Source organism: Serratia sp. 2723 (genome assembly GCF_050434425.1).
Classification (GTDB): Bacteria; Pseudomonadota; Gammaproteobacteria; order Enterobacterales; family Enterobacteriaceae; genus Chania.
This window is the reverse complement of record NZ_JBNDIN010000008.1, coordinates 72,084-94,064: the sequence shown is the minus strand read 5'-3', so window position 1 is coordinate 94,064 and position 21,981 is coordinate 72,084. Positions and strand designations below refer to the sequence as shown.

At 55.2% G+C, this 21,981-nt stretch carries 17 protein-coding genes; 3 read left to right on the top strand and 14 right to left on the bottom strand.

What is annotated here, in order from left to right:
* The 10 genes from rffA to trxA form a co-directional block, all read right to left on the bottom strand.
* Positions 1–1,131, bottom strand: coding sequence for a dTDP-4-amino-4,6-dideoxygalactose transaminase (rffA, locus tag ABIE29_RS14065; protein WP_429619373.1), 1,131 nt, complete (start codon positions 1,129–1,131; stop codon positions 1–3).
* Entirely contained in the window at positions 1,118–1,837 is a 720-nt protein-coding gene (gene rffC, locus ABIE29_RS14060) for a dTDP-4-amino-4,6-dideoxy-D-galactose acyltransferase (protein ID WP_429619372.1), read from the bottom strand. Before rffC ends, rffA begins: the two co-directional genes overlap by 14 nt.
* Positions 1,815–2,696 carry a glucose-1-phosphate thymidylyltransferase RfbA gene (gene rfbA / locus ABIE29_RS14055; protein ID WP_059199113.1) on the bottom strand — a complete coding sequence of 294 codons (882 nt, stop codon included), beginning with the start codon at positions 2,694–2,696 and terminating at the stop codon, positions 1,815–1,817. Before rfbA ends, rffC begins: the two co-directional genes overlap by 23 nt.
* A 66-nt stretch (positions 2,697–2,762) precedes the next feature.
* Positions 2,763–3,830 (bottom strand): dTDP-glucose 4,6-dehydratase, encoded by a 1,068-nt coding sequence (gene rffG, locus ABIE29_RS14050; protein WP_429619371.1) that lies wholly within the window; start codon positions 3,828–3,830, stop codon positions 2,763–2,765.
* Positions 3,827–5,089, bottom strand: coding sequence for a UDP-N-acetyl-D-mannosamine dehydrogenase (wecC, locus tag ABIE29_RS14045; RefSeq protein ID WP_021181554.1), 1,263 nt, complete (start codon positions 5,087–5,089; stop codon positions 3,827–3,829). The genes rffG and wecC overlap by 4 nt, the downstream gene beginning before the upstream one ends.
* Positions 5,086–6,216, bottom strand: coding sequence for a non-hydrolyzing UDP-N-acetylglucosamine 2-epimerase (gene wecB / locus ABIE29_RS14040; RefSeq protein WP_429619370.1), 1,131 nt, complete (start codon positions 6,214–6,216; stop codon positions 5,086–5,088). Before wecB ends, wecC begins: the two co-directional genes overlap by 4 nt.
* Before the next feature lie 86 nt (positions 6,217–6,302).
* On the bottom strand, positions 6,303–7,355 hold the full coding sequence (wzzE, locus tag ABIE29_RS14035; RefSeq protein ID WP_429619369.1) for an ECA polysaccharide chain length modulation protein: 1,053 nt from the start codon (positions 7,353–7,355) through the stop codon (positions 6,303–6,305).
* Between the two features lie 20 nt (positions 7,356–7,375).
* Positions 7,376–8,473, bottom strand: a complete 1,098-nt coding sequence (gene wecA / locus ABIE29_RS14030; protein WP_429619368.1) for a UDP-N-acetylglucosamine--undecaprenyl-phosphate N-acetylglucosaminephosphotransferase — start codon at positions 8,471–8,473, stop codon at positions 7,376–7,378.
* 283 nt (positions 8,474–8,756) lie between these two features.
* Positions 8,757–10,016: a transcription termination factor Rho gene (rho, locus tag ABIE29_RS14025; protein WP_021181558.1), complete on the bottom strand. Its 1,260-nt coding sequence runs from the start codon at positions 10,014–10,016 to the stop codon at positions 8,757–8,759.
* A gap of 447 nt (positions 10,017–10,463) precedes the next feature.
* Positions 10,464–10,790, bottom strand: coding sequence for a thioredoxin TrxA (gene trxA / locus ABIE29_RS14020; RefSeq protein WP_024484188.1), 327 nt, complete (start codon positions 10,788–10,790; stop codon positions 10,464–10,466).
* 131 nt (positions 10,791–10,921) lie between these two features.
* Between trxA and rhlB the strand changes: the two genes are divergently transcribed.
* Positions 10,922–12,211: an ATP-dependent RNA helicase RhlB gene (gene rhlB, locus ABIE29_RS14015; RefSeq protein ID WP_024484189.1), complete on the top strand. Its 1,290-nt coding sequence runs from the start codon at positions 10,922–10,924 to the stop codon at positions 12,209–12,211.
* Between the two features lie 9 nt (positions 12,212–12,220).
* Complete coding sequence (gene ppx, locus ABIE29_RS14010; RefSeq protein ID WP_429619367.1) at positions 12,221–13,720, top strand: exopolyphosphatase; 1,500 nt, start codon at positions 12,221–12,223, stop codon at positions 13,718–13,720.
* A gap of 148 nt (positions 13,721–13,868) precedes the next feature.
* Here ppx and rep read toward each other — a convergent pair whose 3' ends face one another.
* The gene (gene rep / locus ABIE29_RS14005; RefSeq protein ID WP_429619366.1) at positions 13,869–15,893 is read right to left on the bottom strand and encodes a DNA helicase Rep; all 2,025 of its coding nucleotides are present in this window, start codon (positions 15,891–15,893) and stop codon (positions 13,869–13,871) included.
* Positions 15,894–16,008: 115 nt separating this feature from the next.
* Between rep and ppiC the strand changes: the two genes are divergently transcribed.
* A complete protein-coding gene (gene ppiC, locus ABIE29_RS14000; protein WP_021181563.1) occupies positions 16,009–16,290 on the top strand; it encodes a peptidylprolyl isomerase PpiC in 282 nt (93 codons plus the stop codon).
* Between the two features lie 249 nt (positions 16,291–16,539).
* Here the strand turns inward: ppiC and ABIE29_RS13995 are convergent, their stop codons facing one another.
* The 3 genes from ABIE29_RS13995 to hmsP form a co-directional block, all read right to left on the bottom strand.
* The gene (locus tag ABIE29_RS13995; RefSeq protein ID WP_429619365.1) at positions 16,540–18,036 is read right to left on the bottom strand and encodes a M16 family metallopeptidase; all 1,497 of its coding nucleotides are present in this window, start codon (positions 18,034–18,036) and stop codon (positions 16,540–16,542) included.
* Between the two features lie 318 nt (positions 18,037–18,354).
* Complete coding sequence (locus ABIE29_RS13990; RefSeq protein ID WP_429619364.1) at positions 18,355–19,647, bottom strand: dicarboxylate/amino acid:cation symporter; 1,293 nt, start codon at positions 19,645–19,647, stop codon at positions 18,355–18,357.
* 315 nt (positions 19,648–19,962) lie between these two features.
* Positions 19,963–21,975 (bottom strand): biofilm formation regulator HmsP, encoded by a 2,013-nt coding sequence (gene hmsP / locus ABIE29_RS13985; RefSeq protein ID WP_429619363.1) that lies wholly within the window; start codon positions 21,973–21,975, stop codon positions 19,963–19,965.
* Between the last annotated feature and the right edge of the window lie 6 nt (positions 21,976–21,981).

The following is a 21,981-nucleotide window of genomic DNA, read 5'->3' as shown; positions in this document are numbered from 1 at the left end:
TCAGACGAGGAAGCTCAGGATGGTATTGATCACCGTACGCTGGTTGACGTCTGACATGTTAAAGAACAGCGGCAGACGCACCAGGCGCTCGCTCTCTTTGGTGGTGAAGCGGTCTTCGCCGGAGAAACGGCCAAACTTCTCACCTGCCGGGCAGGCGTGCAGTGGGATGTAGTGGAACACCGACATGATTTCGGCTTCTTTCAGGTAGTCAATAAACTCGGTGCGATCCTGCACGTCTTTCAGCTTGATGTAGAACATATGGGCGTTGTGCACGCAGTTGGCTGGAATGACCGGCAAGGCGATACGCCCCGCAGCCGCCAACGGCTTCAATGCATCGTAATAGTTCTGCCACAGCTTCAGGCGGCGCTGGTTGATCGTCTCGGCGGCTTCCAGCTGTGCCCACAGATAAGCGGCTTGCAGATCTGACATCAGATAGCTGGAACCAATATCGCGCCAGGTATATTTGTCCACCTGGCCACGGAAGAACTGGCTGCGGTTGGTGCCTTTTTCACGGATCACTTCGGCACGATCGATCAGGGCCGGGTCGTTAATCAGCGTCGCGCCACCTTCACCGCCAGCGGTATAGTTTTTGGTCTCATGGAAGCTGAAGCAGCCGATATGGCCGATAGTCCCCAAGGCTTTGCCTTTATAAGTCGACATTACGCCCTGCGCAGCATCTTCCACCACCATCAGGTTGTACTTCTTCGCCAGCGCCATGATGGTGTCCATTTCGCAGGCCACGCCAGCGTAATGCACCGGCACGATGGCGCGGGTTTTATCGGTGATCGCCGCTTCAATCTTGGTTTCATCGATGTTCATGGTGTCTGGACGCAGATCGACAAACACCACCACCGCACCACGCAGCACAAAGGCGTTAGCGGTGGATACGAAGGTGTAGCTCGGCATGATCACTTCATCACCCGGCTGGATATCCAGCAGGATGGCGGCCATTTCCAGTGACGCAGTGCAAGACGGCGTCAGCAGCACTTTCGGGCAGCCAAAATGCTGTTCCATCCACTGCTGGCAGCGACGGGTAAAACCACCGTCACCACAGAGTTTGCCGCTGCTCATCGCAGCCTGCATATAATCGAGTTCCGTGCCAACAACCGGTGGAGCGTTAAATGGGATCATGTAAACCTCTATAGAACCAATACGCGGTGCTTTCTAGGGTGGCACCGTGCCGTTGATAGAGCCGTAACGCGGCAATATTACTTATCTGAGTCGCGATCCGCAGGCGCTGCAGGCGTTGCTGCTGGCACCAGGCGATCGCGGCAGTCATCAGCCGAGAACCGGTCCCTTTTCCTTGTACACCTGGGAATGCCGCCAACAGGCCGATACGCGCCTCTTGCTGGCCGATATCACGCAGGCTGACAAACCCTTCTGGCTCCCCATCGCTGCCCAGCACAAGCAGGCACTGATGGTCAAACGTCCCCAGCACCGCTTTTTCAATCCAGGTGGCGTAAAAACGCCCGCTGTCCTGCGGCTGATACCAAGGCGCGCGAAAACGGCTGGCGGCAAAAACCTTGGCCGCCACCGAACGCAACAGTGGAATATCTTCAGGCTGGGCGATGCGGATGGCCGGTAAATCCAATGCACAATCTGTGCCAATTGCCAGGGCAAAGTCCACTTCGCCCTCTACCAGCCGAAATCCCACGCCAGCCAAACCATCGGCCAGATCCAGGCGCTGGGCCGGGATCTTGGCCTGAACCAGCGCAAACGCGTCCAGATCGGCAGTGGCGAGCACCGGAGCCGCATCGTCAAAATGCAGCTTGGCGCTGGTGAGCTGGAAATACTCGCTTTCCCAACCCAAAGGCTCAATATTGGCGTGGACGGACATGCAGTAAATCCAGTAAATATTTGCCATAGCCGGTTTTGGCTAACGCCTGCGCCGAGCGTCTTACGCCATCATCATCCAGCCAACCGTTACGCCAGGCGATCTCTTCCAGACAGGCAATCTTGAACCCCTGACGCTTCTCTACCGTCTGCACAAAGGTACTGGCTTCGATCAGGCTGTCGTGGGTGCCAGTATCAAGCCAGGCAAAACCACGCCCCAACAGCTCGACACTCAGTTCGCCACGCTCCAGATACATCTGGTTGATGCTGGTGATTTCCAACTCACCGCGTTCGGAGGGTTTCACCTGCTTGGCGAAGTCCACCACCTGATTGTCATAGAAATAGAGGCCGGTGACCGCCCAGTTGGACTTCGGCTTTAGCGGCTTTTCTTCAATCGACAGCGCGCGGAAGTTATCGTCGAACTCCACCACGCCAAAACGCTCTGGATCCATCACTTGATAACCGAATACCGTGGCACCTTTGAGACCCTGGACCACGCTTTTCAGTTTCGGGCTGAAGCCCTGGCCGAAGTAGATATTGTCGCCCAGCACCAGGCAGCACGGCTCACCGCCGATAAACTCTTCGCCGATCAGGAAGGCCTGCGCCAACCCGTCCGGGCTCGGTTGTTCGGCGTAGCTGAGGTTGATGCCAAACTCTTCACCGCTGCCCAGCAAACGGCGAAACGAGGGCAGATCTTCAGGCGTAGAGATAATCAGAATATCGCGGATCCCGGCCAGCATCAGCACCGAGAGCGGATAGTAAATCATCGGTTTATCGTAAATGGGCAGCAACTGCTTGGAGACGCCGCGGGTGATCGGGTGTAAACGCGTCCCCGAACCGCCGGCTAGAATAATACCTTTCATCTTCACTCCTGAACTTACGATAGCCGCACGGCGCTTACCGCCCTCCGTGCGTTCGTCTGGATGGGATTACTGGCTTAACCCGAGGCGTTCGCCTGCGTAGGAGCCGTCTTGAACACGACGCCACCAGGTTTCATTGTTCAGATACCAGGAAACCGTCTTGCGGATGCCGCTTTCAAAAGTTTCCTGTGGGCGCCAACCCAGTTCACGTTCAATTTTGCCCGCGTCGATGGCATAGCGCATATCGTGGCCCGGGCGATCTTTGACGTAGGTGATCAGATCGCGATATTTCGCCACGCCCTGCGGTTTGTTCGGTGCCAGCTCTTCCAGCAGATCGCAGATGGTCTGTACCACTTCGATGTTTTTGCGCTCGTTGTGGCCGCCGATGTTATAGGTTTCCCCAATCACACCTTCTGTCACCACCTGATATAACGCTCGCGCATGGTCTTCCACAAACAGCCAGTCACGCACCTGCGCACCATCGCCGTAGACCGGCAGCGGTTTGCCGGAGATGGCATTAAGGATCACCAGCGGCACCAGCTTCTCCGGGAAGTGGTAAGGGCCGTAGTTGTTGGAGCAGTTGGTCACGACGGTGGGGAAACCGTAGGTACGCAGCCAGGCACGCACCAGGTGGTCGCTCGAGGCCTTGGAGGCAGAATACGGGCTGCTTGGCGCGTAAGGCGTAGTTTCGGTAAACAGATCGTCGGTGCCGTGCAGGTCGCCGTACACCTCATCGGTAGAGATATGATGGAAGCGGAAAGCCTGCTTTTTCTCTGCCGCCAGCGCCTGCCAATAATGACGGGCAGCCTCCAGCATGGTGTAAGTGCCCACAATGTTGGTTTCGATAAAGGCCGCCGGGCCGTCGATCGAGCGGTCAACGTGGCTTTCCGCCGCCAGGTGCATCACGAAATCCGGCTGGTACTGCGCAAATACGCGGTCCAGTGCGGCACGGTCGCAGATATCCACCTGCTCGAAAGCATAGCGCTCGTTGTCCGCGACACCCGCCAGCGACTCCAGGTTACCGGCGTAGGTGAGCTTATCAACCACCACCACGCTATCGCTGGTCCCCTCGATGATATGTCTTACCACGGCAGAGCCGATAAATCCGGCACCACCGGTGACCAAAATACGTTTCAACGCCAGACTCCTTTGGTGTCCACGATCCAGGACTGCTTAATCTCTTCCGGCCTGATCGCCTTGAATTCTTTATGATCGACCAGCATCACGATCACATCCGCCTGCTGTAAGGCCTCAGGCAGTTTTTTCAGCGTAACCTGGCCCGCCAGTGACTTCGGCAATTGCTCAACGTTAGGCTCGACCGCCAGGGTTTCACCCACGTGCCAATCGGCGATCAGGTGGGCTACTTCAACCGCCGGGCTTTCACGCAGATCGTCGATATTAGGTTTGAACGCCAAACCGAAGCAGGCAATTTTCACTTCAGAAGCGCGCTTGTTGGTGGCCGCCAGGCAATCTGCCACGGCAGCCTTGACTTGATCGACCACCCAGAGCGGTTTGCCGTCGTTAACCAGGCGCGCGGTATGGATCAGACGAGCCTGCTGCGGGTTCTGCGCCACGATGAACCAAGGGTCCACGGCGATACAGTGCCCGCCCACGCCAGGACCAGGTTGCAGAATGTTGACACGCGGATGGCGGTTGGCCAGGCGGATCAGTTCCCACACGTTGATGCCTTGCTCGGCACAAATCAGCGAAAGCTCGTTGGCAAATGCGATGTTAACGTCGCGGAAGCTGTTTTCCGTCAGTTTGCACATCTCGGCGGTGCGCGAATTGGTGATCACACACTCACCTTCGAGGAAAATCTTGTACAGCGCGCTGGCGCGCTCGGAGCATTTTGGCGTCATCCCGCCGATCACGCGGTCATTCTGAATAAGCTCAACCATCACCTGCCCAGGCAGCACACGCTCGGGGCAGTAGGCAATGTTCACGTCAGCCTGCTCACCGGCATCCTGCGGGAAGCTCAGATCGCTACGCGCCTCTGCCAGCCACAGTGCCATCTGTTCGGTAGCGCCCACTGGTGAGGTGGACTCCAGGATCACCAGGTCGCCTTTTTTCAGTACCGGTGCCAATGACTTGGCGGCGGCTTCAACATAGGCCAGATCGGGTTCGTGATCCCCTTTGAACGGCGTGGGTACGGCGATCAGGAACGCATCGGCCGCCAGCGGTTTAGTCACCGCCTGCAGATAACCGCCTTCTACCGCTTCTTTTACCACGCGATCCAAATCAGGTTCGACGATGTGGATGGCACCACGGTTAATGGTATCTACCGCGTGCTGGTTAACATCTACGCCCACCACTTTTTTCTTGCGGGAAGCGAACGCCGCCGCCGTTGGCAAACCGATATAACCCAGGCCAATAACTGAAATAGTGTTAAAACTCATAGTGTCACCTGATTATTCTTTAAAGCTTCGAGGATACGTTGGCAGGCATGCCCGTCACCGTATGGGTTATGCGCCCGGCTCATAGCGTGGTACTCGCCTTCGTCTGTCAATAACCGGGTTACCGCATCAACAATTCTAGCTACGTCCGTTCCCACCAACTGTACCGTGCCGGCATCTACCGCTTCTGGCCGCTCGGTGGTATCACGCATCACCAACACCGGTTTACCCAGCGATGGCGCCTCTTCCTGGATACCGCCCGAGTCGGTCAGGATCAGATAAGATCGCGTCATCAGATAGACAAACGGCAGGTAATCCTGCGGATCGATCAGAATGATGTTATCGACCTCTTTCAAGATACGGTTGACCGGCTCACTGACGTTCGGATTGAGATGTACCGGATACACCACCTGCACATCAGGATGCTTACGGGCAACCTCGGCCAAGGCGCTACAGATGCGCTCGAAACCGCCACCGAAGCTCTCGCGGCGGTGGCCGGTCACCAGGATCAGCTTTTTATTGGCATCCAGGAAAGGATAACGTTGGTCAAGGCTGCTGCGCAGCTCTGAATTGTGCATGATGCGATCGCGCACCCACAGCAACGCATCGATCACGGTGTTGCCCGTGACGAAAATATGGTCGTCCCGCAGCGATTCACGTAACAGGTTCTGCCGTGAATTTTCGGTTGGCGAGAAGTGATACATCGCCAAATGCCCCGTCAACTTGCGGTTAGCCTCTTCAGGCCACGGAGAATAGAGATTACCGGTACGCAGACCCGCTTCCACATGCCCCACCGGGATACGCTGATAAAACGCCGCCAGGCTGGTCGCCATGGTGGTCGTCGTATCACCATGAACCAACACCACGTCCGGCTTGAAGTCCTCCAGTACGCCTTTGATCCCTTCCAGAATGCGGCAGGTGATTTCACTCAGCCCCTGGCCAGGCTTCATAATATTCAGGTCGTAATCCGGTACGATTTCAAACAAACGCAGTACCTGATCCAGCATCTCGCGATGCTGTGCCGTAACGCAGACTCTTGACTCAAAGGCATCATCCTGAGCCAGAGCATGTACCAGAGGTGCCATTTTGATGGCTTCCGGTCTGGTGCCAAAAACAGTCAACACTTTCACAGCGAATCTCTTTTGGTCGGTGGAGCGCAGGCGAACCTGCAAAGTTGGGCACTCAGAGCCCAACAGCGAAATTATTATATTATGTATTAACTTCTAGGCCGGCGAACCAAGGCAACGCCCGCACCAATCAGGCCACCGATTGCGCCCCACATAATCAGCCAGAATACCCGGCGCGGACTATCACGTTTCACCGGCTCTTCCGGCGTACGTAAATAGCGGTAGGTCTGGAATTTGGCATCCAGCGTTGGGCCGACGTTCAAGGTGGCCAGCATGGCCCGGTTCTGATCGTAGCTCACATCGTAAGCCGGGCCTGAAGCCTGCAAACCTTCCAGACGCGCCTGCAGCATGGGTTTGCCCAGCAGGAACAGATCGGAATCTGGCAGCTGTTCGGCTGGCGTATCGGTCTGCGTATGACTAATCCCCTGCTGCTCGGCAATTTTCAGCGCCTGCTGCACGGTCTTGAGTTCACGCTGATATACCGCATCGGCTACCGCTTCCTGGCGTTTTACCTGCGCACTCATCGAGGTAGTACGCGCCGCCCAGGCTCCCTGGATCTCTTCATTCAGATGCTGCGCCGCACGGTGGCTGGCAAAGGCAACATACTGACGCAGCAGATGGTTGGAGTCTGGCGCAGTCTCGGCGGTGAGTTTCACGCTATCATTCAGCAATTTCTTGTCGTCGCGCGGCGTGAACTGGATATTGTTAATCAGGTCATCAAGCAACGCCGCGTCGGCACGGGCATCCCCTTCCTGGCGCAGCTTGTAGTAATCGCTTTGCAGCCAGAAATCACGACGCGTGTCATAGGCGGCCAGCTGCATGATAAATTCATTATAGGCTTCATCGGCGATGCCTGGCTGATCGCTGGCAACCGCGGGCAGCGTCCGCAGATCCAGGTTACGCAGGAACTGCTGCTGAGAGTAATATCCCCCCAACGCATTCACCGTTGGCTTATCGGTGATCGCCGTGGCGCTCCACTCCTGTTTCACCAGGTAGGAAACGATCAGCGCGACGGCAGCAAACAGCACCGCGAAACCGATAATCCATTTTTTGCCGCGCCACAGGGTACAGCACAGGCCACGGATATCGAGTTCGTTATCAACCACCGGGGTATTCTTGTCAGACGTTGTTTCAGGATTCATCACTGCCCTAAAGCCTCAGGTTAAGGTACTTGCTTATTGTTCGTTGCATTTCGCAGGCGGCGCTTGAGACGTTTGATATAGCGCGCGACCCGCCATGCACGTTTGATGCAATAGCCATACAAGAAGAATGCAAGCAAGAATAATGCCAACATAACCCATTCAGGTATGAAAGTCAGACGTTCGCCTATCACACCAACCGCCGCCAGCAGCGCTGCGGCTAGGGTGATGAGCACAAAAGCCTGACGAGGCGTAAAGCCCGCTCGCATAATCAAATGGTGGATGTGTTGACGGTCTGGCGAAAACGGGCTCATGCCCTTACGCAGACGGCGATACATGATGGCAATCATATCCATCAACGGGATGGCGATAACCCACAGCGCGGTGACCGGTTTGATCGGATGATTTGGCCCTTGTGAGCTTTGCACCAGCAACCAGATGGCGGTAAAACCGATCAGCGTACTACCGGCGTCACCCATAAAGACTTTATAGCGACGGCCAAGGATGCCGAGGTTAAGCAGAATATAGGGAACAATGGCCGCCAGCATGGCGAAGCACCAGAAGGCAAGCTCACTATGGCCGCCTTGATACAGCAGGATCCCCATCGCGCCAAACGACACGCAGGAGAGGCCACCGAGCAGACCATCGATACCGTCGACCATGTTAAAGGCGTTAATCGCCGCCCATACGGCAAACAGCGTAACCAGGTAGCCAAACGGCCCCAACTGCATTTCCCAGCCACCAAACACATAGCCGAGGCTGCGCAGATACAGGCCGGCAAACACCATCATGGCAATGCCGACCAGTGCCTGAATGGTGGCGCGGATCTTGACGCTGATATCGAAGCGATCGTCCAACGCCCCGACGAATACCAGCACACCGGCACAGGTGAGGTAGAGTTTGCTGTGCGCAATCGTCTGGTCGGTGATCAGGAAGGCAAAGCAGATGCCAGCGTAAACAGAAATCCCACCCACCAGCGGGATCAGCCCCTGATGACGTTTGCGATAATTAGGCTTATCCACCAAGCCAATAGGTTTTGCTGCCTTGCGAGCAACAAATAAAAAAGCCAGAGAAAATAGAAAAACAAAAAGAATTTCAGTACTCATGGTGAGTAAGTTCACGGTTAACAAATCTCTGAAGAAGATGAGGCAGCTTAACATGGGTAAAAAAACGCGCCACATGACCAAGCAACCTTTCAGTCATTTCCTATGACATAGACATTCACACTTATCAATGCCCAAAGCGTTTCTTGCTTCAACGCACTAACGCAAAAACAGGCGCAAATAAGATGAGTTCTCAATAAGTCGCAAAAATAACTTACTTTCCTTTACTGTGACTTATCGTATCCGCCAAAAGCAAAAAACGCCACGACTAGGCGTGGCGTTCCTCGAATATTTTACTTATTTATGAGCGTTTCATCATGTCGAAGAATTCATCGTTGGTTTTGGTCATCGCCAACTTGTTAATGAGGAACTCCATCGCGTCGATTTCGCCCATTGGGTGAATGATCTTACGCAGGATCCACATCTTCTGCAGTTCTTCAGAGGTGGTGAGCAACTCTTCTTTACGCGTACCGGAACGGTTGTAATCGATAGCAGGGAAGACGCGCTTCTCGGCGATTTTACGCGCCAGATGCAGTTCCATGTTACCCGTACCTTTAAACTCTTCGTAAATCACTTCGTCCATCTTCGAACCGGTGTCGACCAGCGCGGTAGCGATGATGGTCAGGCTGCCGCCTTCCTCAACGTTACGAGCCGCACCGAAGAAACGCTTCGGACGATGCAGGGCGTTGGCATCCACACCACCGGTCAGCACTTTGCCTGAGGCAGGTACTACGGTGTTGTAGGCACGCGCCAGACGGGTGATGGAGTCCAACAGGATGATCACGTCTTTTTTGTGCTCGACCAGGCGTTTGGCCTTCTCGATCACCATTTCGGCAACCTGTACGTGGCGGGATGCGGGTTCGTCAAAGGTAGAAGCGATCACTTCGCCTTTGACCAGACGTTGCATCTCGGTCACTTCTTCCGGACGTTCGTCGATCAGCAGCACCATCAGCACGCAGTCTGGATGGTTGTATGCGATGCTCTGCGCAATATTCTGCAGCAGCATGGTTTTACCGGCTTTCGGCGGTGCCACAATCAGGCCACGCTGGCCACGACCGATTGGCGCTGCCAAATCCAGTACGCGAGCCGTCAGATCTTCGGTAGAACCGTTGCCGCGCTCCATACGCAAACGTGAGTTGGCGTGCAGCGGCGTCAGGTTTTCGAACAGGATCTTGTTACGGGCGTTTTCCGGTTTGTCATAGTTAACTTCGTTAACTTTCAACAGGGCAAAATAGCGCTCGCCTTCTTTTGGCGGACGAATCTTACCGGAAATGGTGTCACCTGTGCGGAGGTTGAAGCGGCGGATTTGGCTGGGAGAAACGTAGATATCGTCGGGGCCTGCGAGGTAGGAACTGTCTCCGGAACGGAGGAAACCAAATCCATCCTGCAATATCTCCAGCACGCCATCACCGAAGATATCTTCTCCGCTTTTCGCATGTTGCTTGAGTATAGAGAAGATAATGTCCTGTTTGCGCAGGCGGGCCAGGTTTTCCAGCCCCATATTTTCGCCGAGAGTAATCAGCTCAGAAACCGGCGTATTCTTTAATTCGGTAAGATTCATAGTGGGGGTTCTTAAACTCGGGGTGTGTCTCGAACTAGTATCGTGAATGGTATGGCAGCGTGTTATACCCATCGCCTTTCAAGCTACAACGTGAAATTCATAGGGTATGCGTGCCTGTTACTGGACGTTCGATCGCCGGGCTGCTGGGCCGCCGCAGTAAGAAATGGCTTAGCTGGGGCGCACACGCTGACGGTTTAAGATCGAAGGTGCCTTAAAACTGATTTTTTGTAAAACCGCTTGATCGTTAAAACATGGGCTCGGTTCACAGTAAAATGCTTAGTGCCGATGGTTCAACGTAGAGTAATGCTTAGATTCTGACTCTTTAGATTTAATACTTATGGCAAGTTCAAAATGCAGTGTGGTTAAACTTAACACGCTTCTTGGCAGGCGTCTAGCGGTGAATGAAAATCCACCTCCAGACGCCCGTCATGGGGCTTCCCGCCCTAATTACAGATTCGCGTCCAGGAACTCTTTGAGCTGACCCTTGGACAGCGCGCCGACCTTGGTCGCTGCCACTTCACCGTTCTTGAACAACAACAGCGTCGGGATACCACGGATGCCGTATTTAGGCGCGGTAGCCGGGTTTTGATCGATGTTCAGTTTGGTAATGGTCAGCTTGCCGGCGAACTCTTCGGCAATCTCGTCGAGGATCGGAGCAATCATCTTGCACGGACCACACCATTCAGCCCAGAAATCGACCAGGATAGGCCCTTCGGCTTTCAGCACATCGGAATCGAAGCTGTCGTCAGTCAGGTGAATAATTTTATCGCTCATGTTCTACTCCACAGGATTAGGTCTACCTTGTTGGTGTAGCATCAAACCAACTCAGGTGATTTTATTTCACCGCTTTTATTTCAACGGATATGCTTTCGTAAAGCAATAGTTAGCTGATATTCTACCACACTATGAGCAAAACACACTTGACCGAACAGAAGTTTTCCGACTTCGCCCTGCACCCGTTAGTCCTTGAAGCCCTTGAGAAAAAAGGGTTTCACAACTGCACGCCCATCCAGGCGTTGGCATTGCCGCTCACCCTCAGTGGGCGCGACGTTGCAGGTCAGGCGCAAACCGGTACCGGAAAGACGCTGGCATTTTTAGCGTCTACTTTTCACTATTTGCTGTCCCACCCGGCGAAAGAAGGTCGCCAGACCAACCAGCCGCGCGCCTTGATCATGGCGCCTACGCGTGAACTGGCGGTGCAGATCCATTCCGATGCAGAGGCGCTGTCGCAGTCTACCGGGTTGAAGCTTGGCCTGGCCTACGGCGGCGATGGCTATGACAAACAGCTGAAAGTGCTGGAAAGTGGCGTAGATATTCTGGTGGGGACCACCGGCCGTTTAATCGACTACGCCAAACAGAATTATATCGATCTGGGTGCTATCCAGGTTGTGGTGCTCGATGAAGCCGACCGCATGTACGATCTGGGCTTTATCAAAGATATCCGCTGGCTGTTCCGCCGTATGCCTGCGGTCGATCAACGCCTGAACATGTTGTTCTCTGCCACCCTGTCCTATCGCGTACGCGAACTGGCCTTTGAGCAGATGAACAATGCCGAATATGTGGAAGTTGAACCGGAACAGAAAACCGGCCACCGCATTCAGGAAGAGCTGTTCTACCCTTCCAACGAAGAAAAAATGCGCCTGCTGCAGACGCTGATCGAGGAAGAGTGGCCGGACCGCTGCATCATCTTCGCCAACACCAAGCACCGCTGTGAAGACATCTGGGGCCATCTGGCTGCCGACGGTCACCGCGTGGGCCTGCTGACCGGCGACGTGGCGCAGAAAAAACGCCTGCGTATTCTGGACGACTTCACCAAGGGCAATCTGGATATCCTGGTCGCCACCGATGTCGCCGCACGCGGCCTGCATATCCCGTTGGTGACTCACGTCTTCAACTACGATCTGCCGGACGACTGCGAAGACTACGTGCACCGCATTGGCCGTACCGGCCGCGCGGGCGAAAGCGGTCACTCCATCAGCCTGGCCTGTGAAGAGTACGCGCTGAATCTGCCAGCTATCGAAACCTATACCGGCCACAGCATTCCGGTGAGCAAGTACAACAGTGATGCGTTGCTGAGCGATCTGCCAGCACCGAAGCGCCTGGTGCGTCCACGTGGCAACAACGGCCCACGCCGTAACTCTTCCGCGCCACGTCGTGGTGGTGCGCCACGTAACAACCGTAAACGTTCGGGCTAACAGACGACTATGCCAGGTTCCAGCACCCTCTATGCCGCCATCGATCTGGGTTCCAACAGTTTCCATATGTTGGTGGTACGTGAGGTGGCTGGCAGTATCCAGACGCTGGCTCGCATCAAGCGCAAAGTGCGCCTGGCGGCCGGGCTGGATCAGCACAATCACCTGTCACAGGAAGCCATGCAGCGTGGCTGGCAATGCCTGCGGCTGTTCTCGGAACGCCTGCAGGATATCCCGCGCGATCAAATTCGGGTCGTCGCCACCGCAACGCTGCGCCTGGCCCACAACGCGGCCGAATTCCTGCAAACTGCCGAAACGATCCTTGGCTGCCCCGTTCAGGTCATCAGCGGCGAAGAAGAAGCCCGCCTGATCTACCACGGCGTCGCCCACACCACCGGCGGCCCGGATCGGCGTCTGGTGGTCGATATCGGGGGGGGCAGCACGGAGTTGGTCGTAGGTACGGGTGCTCAGGCCGCGCAGCTGTATAGCCTTTCGATGGGCTGTGTCACCTGGCTCGAACGCTTCTTCAGCGATCGTAATCTGGAGCGGGATAACTTCGAAGCCGCCGAACAGGCCGCACGTGAAATGGTGCGGACGATCGCTCCACAACTTCGTCAACATGGCTGGCAGATTTGTGTCGGCGCCTCCGGTACCGTGCAAGCGCTACAGGAAATCATGGTGGCGCAGGGGATGGACGAACGTATTACCCTACCCAAGCTGCGGCAGTTGAAACAACGAGCCATTCAGTGTGGCAAGCTGGAAGAGCTGGAAATCGAAGGGCTGACGCTGGAACGTGCGTTGGTGTTCCCAAGCGGCCTGTCGATACTGCTGGCCATTTTCCAGGAGTTAGGCATCGAAAGCATGACGCTGGCCGGTGGCGCTCTGCGCGAAGGGCTGGTGTATGGCATGCTGCATCTGCCGGTCGAGCAGGATATCCGCAGCCGAACGTTACGCAACCTGCAACGCCGTTACCTGCTGGATATCGATCAGGCTGAACGCGTCAGCCAACTGGCCACGAACTTCTGTTTGCAGACCACCAACGAATGGCAATTGGATACGCGATGTCGTGAGCTACTACATGCGGCCAGCCTGATCCACGAAATCGGCCTGAGCGTCGATTTCAAACAGGCTCCCCAACACGCCGCCTATCTGGTCAGCCATCTTGATTTACCCGGCTTTACCCCGGCGCAGAAAAAACTGTTAGCCACCCTGCTGCAAAACCAGAGCAATGCCCTCGATCTGCCGCTGCTGAGCCAACAGAACGCCGTGCCGCCCCGAGTGGCACAGCGCATGTGTCGTCTGCTACGTCTGGCCATCATCTTTGCCAGCCGCCGCCGTGACGATACCCTGCCTGCGGTACGCTTGCGCGCCAACGATGAAGAATTGCATGTGATTTTGCCACACGGCTGGTTGGAACAACATCCGCTGCGCGCTGAAGCGTTGGATCAGGAAAGCCATTGGCAGAGTTATGCCCACTGGCCACTGTTTTTGGAAGAGCAGCCCTCACCCTAACCCCCTCCCAAAAGGAGAGGGGACCGATCGAGTTCGCTGATTTCTCTGCATAATACCCTGTCTTTCTTCTTGCTCTTCACTTTCCGCAGCAATACAGGCTAATCAAGGAGAGGGTTGGGATAAGGAGAAATTTCGAGTGCCCCCTGCCTCAACTACCGCCTTTGGCCTTGGCCAACATCGCTTTTACGCTGGCCAAATGGCTCTGGCCTTTCTCCATCCGCTCCTGTGGGCTGACTACCTTACGTTCCGACTCCCAGGCCAGATCGTCCTGAGGCAGTTCCAACAGGAAACGGCTGGGTTCCGGGCGCACCAACTCACCGTATTGGCGACGTTCGCGACACAGGGTGAAAATCAGCTCTTTCTGGGCACGGGTGATCCCCACATAGGCCAAACGCCGCTCTTCATCGACATTATCCTCGTCAATGCTGCTCTGATGCGGCAATAACCCCTCTTCCATCCCCACCAGGAACACATAGGGGAATTCCAGCCCCTTGGAAGCATGCAGAGTCATCAGCTGTACCTGATCCAACTCTTCATCACTTTCGCCGCGCTCCATCATGTCGCGCAACGTAAAGCGCGTGACCACCTGGGTCAGCGTCATCGGCTCGTCCAGATCGTTGCCTTCCAGCATCTCGGTCATCCAGCCAAACAGCGTGTTGACGTTTTTCATGCGCATTTCGGCCGCTTTCGGGCTGGGCGAAGTTTCAAACAGCCAGCTTTCATAGTCGATGCCGCGGATCAGATCGCGCACCGCTGCCACCGGCTCACGCTCCACCATCTGGATGATCCCTTCCATCCAGTGGGTGAAACGTTGCAAAGATTCCAGCCCCCGGCCGGTCAGATACTGGCCCAGACCAAGATCGAAACTGGCACGGAACAGACTTTTGTTACGCTGATTGGCCCACTCCCCCAGCTTTTGCAGCGTTGCCGGGCCGATTTCCCGCTTCGGCGTATTGACGATACGCAGGAAGGCGCTGTCATCATCCTGGTTGGTCAGCACCCGCAGATAGGCCAGCAAATCCTTGATTTCCGGGCGCGAGAAGAACGACGTGCCGCCAGAAATCTTGTACGGAATGCGGTTCTGCATCAGCATTTTTTCAAACACCCGCGACTGATGGTTTCCGCGGTAAAGGATCGCATAGTCGCCGTAATTGGTTTTCTTCACAAAGTGATGGGCAATCAGTTCCCCCACCACCCGCTCGGCCTCGTGGTCTTCATTATTGGCCGTGACCACCTTCAACTCTTCGCCGTAGCCCAGCTCGGAGAACAGGCGTTTTTCAAAAACGTGCGGGTTGTTGGCAATCAGGATGTTGGCGGCTTTCAGAATACGTTCGCTGGAACGGTAGTTCTGCTCCAGCTTGATCACCTGCAACGCCGGGAAATCTTCCTTTAGCAGTACCAGGTTCTGCGGACGCGCACCGCGCCAGGAGTAAATTGACTGATCGTCATCCCCCACCACGGTAAAGCGTGCGCGGTTACCCACCAGCAGTTTCACCAGTTCGTACTGGCTGGTGTTGGTGTCCTGATATTCGTCCACCAACAGATAGCGGATACGATTCTGCCAACGCTCACGCACCTCCTCATTACGCTGTAGCAACAAGGTGGGCAGCAGGATCAGATCGTCAAAATCCAGGACGTTACAGGCCCTCATGTGGTCGTGATACAGCCCGTAGCAGTGGGCGAACAGCTTGTCCCGCTCGGAACGCGCCAGCCCCATTGCCCGTTGCGGATCCACCAGATCGTTCTTCCAGTTGGAAATGGTCGAAATCAGCTGGGCCACCAGAGTTTTGTCGTTTTCCAGCCACTTCTCGGTCAGTTCTTTCAACAACGCGAGCTGGTCTTGATCGTCAAACAGTGAGAAGTTGGACTTCATCCCCAACGCGGCATATTCGCGTTTGATCACTTCCAGCCCCAGCGTATGGAAGGTGGAGATCATCAGGCCACGCGACTCTTTGCGCCCCATGGTTTGCGCCACACGCTCTTTCATCTCACGCGCAGCCTTGTTGGTAAAGGTCACGGCGGCGATATGCCGGGCCTGATAGCCACATTGGTGGATCAGGTGGGCGATTTTATTGGTGATCACACGCGTTTTGCCGGAACCGGCACCGGCCAGCACCAGGCAAGGCCCGGTAACGAATTCGACGGCTTGTTGTTGGCTGGGGTTTAATCGCATGGCGCTTTATTGCTCAATATTGGTGTGCTGGGGAGAAGGATTGTAGCAGAAAGCGCCGCGCGGATTTAACAGGTATAATGGCGGCAAATTCTACATGACTGATTGGATTATGAAGATGGCAAAGACCGCAAGCGCGCTGCACATCCTGGTGGATAACGAAACACTGGCCAACGAGCTGCTGGCCAAACTCAAGCGCGGCGTCAGCTTTGATACGCTGGCGCGCAAATACTCGAGCTGCCCATCCAAGCGCAACGGCGGCTCCCTGGGTGAGTTCAACAAGGGGACTATGGTCGCTGCCTTCGATAAGGCGGTGTTCAGCATCCCGTTGCTCAAGCCCTATGGCCCGGTGAAAACCCAGTTCGGTTATCACATCATCAAGGTGTTATATCGCAACTAGGCCCCTCACCCTAACCCTCTCCCACAGGGAGAGGGGACCGATCGAGCTAGCTATCAGCTAAAGAAAATTACCTGACCACAGCACCAAATCAGATCCTTTTCGTGTCAGGAACAGATCTATCACAGTACATGACCACAACACCGGACCAGCTCCCTCTTGTGAAGGGAACAGATCTATCACAGTACCTGACCACAACACCAGGCCAGCTCCCTCTCCCTATGGGAGAGGGTTGGGGTGAGGGGACAATGATTACTGAGCGCTGGCTTCCGGTGCTGCGGTAGCCGCGTCCGCCGGTTTTGGCTCTTCGCTCACTACGGCCGGTGCTGGTGCCATGATGCCATTGTAGGTTTCCTGCAACTGCTTCATGTTCATCTCCGGCTCCCCCTTCGGCTGTAACAGCACCAAAGTGGCCTCCTGCGACAGTTGCAGCTTCAGTTCCTGATTCAGCGATGCCAGCGTCAGCGACGACAAGAAGGCCTGACGCAGCTTCTGGTATTGCTCCGGAGCGATATCCACCACACCACTTTGCTGCGAACGTAGACGTTGGCTCATCAGCACGTCGGTGTCGGTACGGGCATAGGTGGCAAACAGTTTGCTCAACTGATCGGTTTTCTGTGCCAGCAAGGCATTGTACTCATCCTGGGACAGGCCGTTGTTACGCACATTGGCCAATTCGCGGGCAATAAAGGCCAAACCGCTGTTCAGATTATCATTCGGTGAATTAAGATGGATCGCACACTGGGCGCGTTGATACTGCACCCGGCAGTCGAAGCCCAGCTTGATGTTTTTCTGCTCGCTCTTTTGCAGCACCTGCTGAATGTGCCAGAACAGGGCTTCACGGGCCATATCGCTGCGCCAGTAACGGCTCAGGCTTTGCGAATCGCGAATCGGATGCCATGGCGTATCCCACATGATCGACAGCGTATCCTGCTTCACCTGATCGCTGATCAGACTGACCGGCTGCGGCGGCAGTGGAGTCAGGGTTGGCATGGTTGCCGGTACTTCGCGCTTGCCTTGGAGAGGGGAGAACGCCTTGTTGATCTGTTCGGTCAGGCTACGGCTATCAACTTTGCCCACCACGTATAACGTCATGGCATCTGGGGTATACCACTGCTGATAAAATTTCTGCAGTTGCTCGATATTGACCGGGCGCTTGACCGGTTGGCCCGGATCGTGTGCCAGTAACGTTGAGCCTTTCAGGCGATAACGCCACCAGTTGTCTTTGGGATCCGGCGGGAAGATACCGATAGGATCCACATTGGCATTCATCACCGCTTCTACCGTTGGCTCATCGATAGCCAACTTACCCGTGGTATCCGCCAGCCAGGCCAGCGCCTCTTTCAACAGATCGGGGCGGTTGTTGGGCAGGCTCAGGTTGTAAATGGTGAAATCATAAGAGCTGATGGCTGGCGGCAATGGCCGTTCACTGTCCACGCTCTGTTGCCACAGCGACTGTAGCTGCGGCTGGGTAAAACTCTCGCTGCGCGTAATCGCAATACGCGGCAGCAGATGAGCAAAACCGATCTGCTGGGCAGATTCCACCAGCGATCCGCTATTGACCATCAACCTTAACTCAACACGATCGCTCGGGCGCTGTGGTGTATCGAGGATCTGCCAAGAAAAACCGTTATTCAGCTGCCCCTGCTGCCAGGCAGGATCAGGTTGTAGCGCTTCAGCGTGCACGCTGCCGTTGGCCGCAACCAACAGCAGCCCACCCACTAAAAGACGAATTCTGGTGCCCTGCATGTGAACCCCTACTTAATGACTAGCCAATTTTTTATGCGAATAAGGTATTCCAGTCAATGGAATATAAGGCATCGTCTCGCCTCGATGCTGACGAATACGGCCTGAACTGTGCGTGGCACAGCGACGATCACACCCTGAGTTTCACCGTAGGGCGGAAAACACAAAGTGTACCATTCTGTTAGACCGCGCGCCTTGGCGGATGTCACTCATCACAGTGAAAAATAATAGCTGTAAGGTGTTATGGATAAAAAACGAACAAGAAGCAAGGGGAAATGACATCGGCTGCCATGGCAGCCGATGTAGAGGACAGGAAAAAACTTAGACAGAAGGCAGCTTTTTGTCAGTAGCAACCGTCTCTGTTCTGTTATTCAGCACGTCTTGCAGCTGCTTTTCATCCAGTTGGTTACACCATTTGGCTACCACTACCGTCGCCACACCGTTACCGACCAGGTTGGTCAAGGCACGGGCTTCGGACATAAAGCGGTCGATACCGAGGATCAGCGCCAGACCGGCCAGTGGTAAATGCCCAACCGCCGAAATGGTCGCTGCCAGTACGATAAAGCCACTGCCGGTCACCCCTGCCGCCCCTTTCGAGGAGAGCAGCAGCACCACCAACAAGGTCACCTGATGCATGATGTCCATATGAGTGTTGGTTGCCTGGGCGATAAACACCGCCGCCATCGTCAGATAGATCGAGGTGCCGTCAAGGTTGAACGAGTAGCCCGTCGGGATCACCAGGCCCACCACCGATTTCTTGCACCCCAGATTTTCCATTTTATCGAGCATGCGTGGCAGCACCGATTCGGAAGACGAGGTGCCCAGTACGATCAGCAGTTCTTCTTTGATATAGCGAATGAATTTGAAGATGTTGAAGCCGTTGTAACGGGCAATCGAACCCAGCACCACCACCACAAACAGCACGCAGGTGATATAGAAGCAGACAATCAGCTGGCCCAGTTGCAACAGGGTGCCTACACCGTATTTACCGATAGTGAACGCCATGGCACCAAAGGCCCCCAGCGGCGCCAGGCGCATAATCATATTGATGATGCCGAAAATGACGCGGGAGAAGCTGTCGATGACGTTAAAGATCACCTGGCCTTTCTCACCCAGACGATGCAGGGCAAAACCGAACAGCACCGCAAACAGCAGAACCTGCAAGATGTTGCCGCTGGCAAAGGCACCAACCACACTACCCGGGATAATATCCAACAGGAAAGGCACGATGCCCTGCTGCGAAGCCTGCTCGGCATAGACCGCCACCGCTTTGGCATCCAGCGTCCCCGCATCGACGTTCATCCCGGCACCGGGTTGCACCACGTTAACGATCACCAGGCCGATCAGCAACGCAATGGTACTGACGATTTCAAAGTACAACAGGGCAATCGCCCCGGTACGGCCCACGGCCTTCATGCTTTCCATGCCCGCAATGCCGGTCACTACGGTACAGAAGATCACCGGAGCGATAATCATTTTGATTAATTTAACAAACCCATCACCCAGGGGTTTCATCTGGGCACCGAGGTCAGGGTAGAAATGGCCAAGCAGGATCCCCAGCGTTATCGCTGTTAACACCTGAAAATAGAGGCTCTTAAATATAGTTGTTTTCATATGCACATCCTTTGGGGGAGATAACGCAGCAGGCGGGCAATCAATCGTCCGTCCTGTTTTATCGCTTGCGCGGAAAATAACACCCCCATAACAACATGGAAATAAATTGTTGCCGTAGTACAGGCATATTGGTGTGAATTTAAGAGCTGAAACGCGTCAGTCAGTGTACAAGTTCCGGCGTTACGTCCACTTTCCTTTGCATTAACTCAGAATAGGTAGTGGTGGAAACTGGTTTTTGACTGGGAAATAAAGCAGGCTCCCCCGCCCGAAAAGTACCCGGCGGGAGGGTAAAAACTCAGCGTAAGGCCAACCGGGTCACACTTTGGCAACAGAGGCAAACTGCGCTTCAAACTCCTTGCGGGGCAGGGGCTTGGCAAACAGGAAGCCCTGGCCAGTGCGAACGCCGTGCTGTAACAGCCAGTCTCGCTGCGCCACGGTTTCTACCCCTTCCGCCATTACCGGCAGGTTAAGCACCTCGGAAATCGAGCTGACGATCCGCACCATCGCATCGTCCTCCGGCAGGCCATCAATAAAGCTTTTGTCGATTTTAATCAGATCGATCGGCAGGGATTTCAGACGATTGAGGTAATTCAGGCTGGCATAGCCCATGCCAAAATCATCCAGGGCGATCGACACGCCTACATCATGCAATTGACGTAGCAATTCCAGAGCCACATCAAGGTCGTGGATACGCACCGTCTCGGTGATTTCCAGCAGCAGCTTATGCGGGTCGATCTGGTGCTCATCCAGCAGCCGTTTCAACTGAGGCACAAAGTCTTTATGCTGCAACTGGATCGGCGAAATATTTACCGCCAGCGGCAACGTGATGCCCTGGGATTGCCACGCGGCCAGAATACGACATGACTCTTCCAGCACCCAGTTCCCCAGGGGCACAATCACGCCCAACTCCTCCGCCAGCGGGATCACATCCGCCGGGAGAATAATCTGGCCGTCGGGCAGTTGCCAACGCAGCAGGGCTTCCGCGCCGGTCACCTGATTGGTTTGCATATCCCACTGCGGTTGCAAGAATAGTGCAAACTGACGCTGCTCAATGGCCTGCAGGATCTCACTTTCCTGCGTCAGACGCTTTTGGGTTTTTTCGGTCAGGCAAGGCTCGAAGAACAGGATCTGATTTTTACCCTCACGATGTGCCGACATCATGGCCGAAGTGGCGCTACGCAGCAGTTGCTCCGCACTTTCCCCCGGATTGGGGTAATGAGCAATGCCGATACTGGCGCTTGGCCGCAGCGGCATCTTCTGTTGCAGGTTCAGCGGCGCATTGATGGCCGCCATCACTCTTCTGGCCAACTGCATGGCGTGAATGGGCTGCTCGATATTTTTCGCCAGGATGGCAAACTCGGCATTGCTCAGCTGTGCCAGCACGCAGTCCACACCGATAACCTGACGCAGCTTTTTCGCCAGCGTCAGCAACAGCGCTTCACGCATTGACGGATTCAGCACGCCGGAGGCTTCATGCAGGGTTTCGATCCCCACCACCAGCAGATTAAAACGCGGTGGCCGCATACTGGCAGCAATATGCTGTTCAAGCAGCGCGGCAAACAGCACCGGATTGGGTAACTCGGTCATCGAGTTATGGGTACTCAGGCGGCTCATGGCGGTATGCGCCTTGGCCAGCGTTTGCTGGTTGCGGTTGTAATTGCGCACCAACAAGCCCAATTCATCGTCCTGATGTTGGGTAGGCAACATCAGTTGGTGGTAAGGGAGATCTTCCTGAGGGACATTTTCCAGTTCGCGCGCCATGGCACGCAACGGATAAACCAGCAGCCGATTCATGCACCAGCTAACGGCGACCGACAGGATCAGCGCCAACAGCAGATAGGTCGACAGCATGGTCGATAGCGTGCTGAGGATAAACTGATACATACGGTACGAATCGGCCTGCAACACCAGATAGGCCAGCGGCTGAGGATTGGCAGGTATCCGCTCCAGAGAATAGAGCGGCACCGAAATCTGTACCGGCAGCTCAAAGATGCGCGCCACTAACGCAGGGACCGGGCGTTCCGGTGGGAAATTGGCATGCAGCGCCTGAAACTCGTTCGGCAGGACGATATCCGCTCGGGTAAGGATCCCCACCGGCTGCAAGGCATCGAGCACGCGTTTGGTTTCCGGCACATCCATCCGCAGCACGGCTTCTGCCAGAGGCTGACGCACAGCCTGGGCCACATTCTCCAACTGCTGGGCATAGTCATCTCTGCGCTGCTGCACAAAGTGAAATAGCTGGATCACGATGAAGATACAGATCGTCACCAGTGCCACACCAGACACCGCCGCCATCTGCTTAATCGTTAATGAACGCCTGACCCGCAAAAACCT

Excerpts from the sequence above, each read along its gene's own strand:
- rffA (WP_429619373.1), bottom strand. The coding sequence starts at position 1,131 with ATGATCCCATTTAACGCTCCACCGGTTGTTGGCACGGAACTCGATTAT.
- rffC (WP_429619372.1), bottom strand. The coding sequence starts at position 1,837 with ATGTCCGTCCACGCCAATATTGAGCCTTTGGGTTGGGAAAGCGAGTAT.
- rfbA (WP_059199113.1), bottom strand. The coding sequence starts at position 2,696 with ATGAAAGGTATTATTCTAGCCGGCGGTTCGGGGACGCGTTTACACCCG.
- wecC (WP_021181554.1), bottom strand. The coding sequence starts at position 5,089 with ATGAGTTTTAACACTATTTCAGTTATTGGCCTGGGTTATATCGGTTTG.
- wzzE (WP_429619369.1), bottom strand. The coding sequence starts at position 7,355 with ATGAATCCTGAAACAACGTCTGACAAGAATACCCCGGTGGTTGATAAC.
- rho (WP_021181558.1), bottom strand. The coding sequence starts at position 10,016 with ATGAATCTTACCGAATTAAAGAATACGCCGGTTTCTGAGCTGATTACT.
- trxA (WP_024484188.1), bottom strand. The coding sequence starts at position 10,790 with ATGAGCGATAAAATTATTCACCTGACTGACGACAGCTTCGATTCCGAT.
- rhlB (WP_024484189.1), top strand. The coding sequence starts at position 10,922 with ATGAGCAAAACACACTTGACCGAACAGAAGTTTTCCGACTTCGCCCTG.
- ppx (WP_429619367.1), top strand. The coding sequence starts at position 12,221 with ATGCCAGGTTCCAGCACCCTCTATGCCGCCATCGATCTGGGTTCCAAC.
- rep (WP_429619366.1), bottom strand. The coding sequence starts at position 15,893 with ATGCGATTAAACCCCAGCCAACAACAAGCCGTCGAATTCGTTACCGGG.
- ppiC (WP_021181563.1), top strand. The coding sequence starts at position 16,009 with ATGGCAAAGACCGCAAGCGCGCTGCACATCCTGGTGGATAACGAAACA.
- ABIE29_RS13995 (WP_429619365.1), bottom strand. The coding sequence starts at position 18,036 with ATGCAGGGCACCAGAATTCGTCTTTTAGTGGGTGGGCTGCTGTTGGTT.
- ABIE29_RS13990 (WP_429619364.1), bottom strand. The coding sequence starts at position 19,647 with ATGAAAACAACTATATTTAAGAGCCTCTATTTTCAGGTGTTAACAGCG.